Below are 1594 nucleotides of genomic sequence, written 5' to 3' on the forward strand. Positions count from 1 at the left end.
CAACATTTCTTCCATCGGTGGTTTCACCGGAGCCTTCCCGGGCTTTGGGATCTATTGCGCCACGAAGTTTGCTGTACAAGGCTTTACAGAATCCCTGGCGGCAGAAATAAAACCTTTCGGGATACATGCTACGGTGGTTTTGCCGGGGTATTTCCGTACCAACTTCCTTGAATCGTCTTCGCTGAATGTTCCTGCGAGACAAATGGAGGAATACAAAAATGTAAGGGAAGTGGAAGAATTGCATCAGCAAAGTATCAATGGCAACCAGCCTGGCGATCCGTTGAAAGCCGCTGAAGTGATGATCAATGCTGCGCTGGATGCGGAACCTCCCGTAATGTTATTTCTGGGAGCAGATGCCTATAAATTGGCCGAAGAAAAAATAAAGCAGGTAGAAAAGGACCTGCAAAAATACAGGAAACTGGCAACGGATACCGCATTTTAAGCAGGACCGTTCCAGCTGTATATGTAAGTCAGTCCGACTGCGGGAAAGTGTCCTGTTTATGATAGTTTACTTTCCTGGGTTCGGACTGACTATTTATTTAGGGGTTGATACAATTGAAAAACTACTACAAATAGGGTAGTGAGGGTAAAACATATTAACATTTTCGTGACTAAACTGTGCGCAATATTTGTTGCATGGGTTTCATCTTATCAATAAATTTGAAACGAACAAATACCGTCAATATGAAATTTTCTACAGGACAAACAGTAATTGTTTTAGACACAGAATTCAAACCAGCGGGACATGCGGTTGTATGTGCCTATGAAGAGAACTCCAATAAATATGAAGTGAGTTTTGTGTACCCGGGCAACGAAACGCCCGACAGGATTACGGTTCCGGAGGAAAGACTGCTTATTTTTTCGGAAATGGTAGCTTGAAGTGAATGGTGAATAGTCAATAGTCAAACCTTCGGGGTTTATAAAAGTAACGCCGCGTTCTAAAACGCGGCGTTTTTAATTCATTTTGTAATACGGCATTTACCAGTAAAATAGTATGATATTCTGGCAACCTATTGCAACAATGATCGCTTTGTTGGTGGTACCTTGTCCCTGGTCTTTTTAGAAATTCGGGTAATCAAAACTTCCTTAAAATAAAAAGGGTCCCTCCGTAGAAACGGAGCGACCTTTTCGATTGCTTGCCATATGAAAAAATTTAACAGTAAAATGTTACTGTAATAGTATTTTAGTTATCTTGCCGGACTTATCAGAAGATAAGTGACCTTTTCGATTGCCGCCATTTGCTCGATTGCCTGCCATGTGATTTTTATTCCGGCGTTCTTTCTATTACAAATATAGAAACGCTTTTCATCTTATTTTCTACAACTTTTATTGTGTTTTATTATGCTGAAATCAATTCAGCATTTCTGTAACCCGCTGCCACATTGGGTTTGAAGGTTTTTATTTTATTACGTCCAAGTCGGATTTTTAGATGTTGTTATGTAATTGTTAAGTGGTTTTGTGTAAAAAGTACATATTAGGAAAAATACTGCAGCGCTGGTGACTGGTTGCCGGATTTTTTGGTTTAAAATTCTTAAAAGCCATCAACCGGCATCCAGTGACCAGCATTAGCCTTCCGGACTTCCCTGAAATAAAA

Annotated in this window: 2 protein-coding genes; both read left to right on the forward strand. The window is 40.3% G+C overall.

What is annotated here, in order from left to right:
• Positions 1–442 (forward strand): SDR family NAD(P)-dependent oxidoreductase (locus tag EGI32_RS21345; protein ID WP_255155448.1); only part of this gene is annotated, 442 nt, incomplete at its 5' end.
• Positions 443–684: 242 nt separating this feature from the next.
• Entirely contained in the window at positions 685–879 is a 195-nt protein-coding gene (locus EGI32_RS21350; RefSeq protein ID WP_255155141.1) for a hypothetical protein, read from the forward strand.
• Positions 880–1594 lie beyond the last annotated feature (715 nt).

This window comes from Ferruginibacter sp. HRS2-29, from assembly GCF_024343615.1.
GTDB lineage: Bacteria > Bacteroidota > Bacteroidia > Chitinophagales > Chitinophagaceae > Ferruginibacter.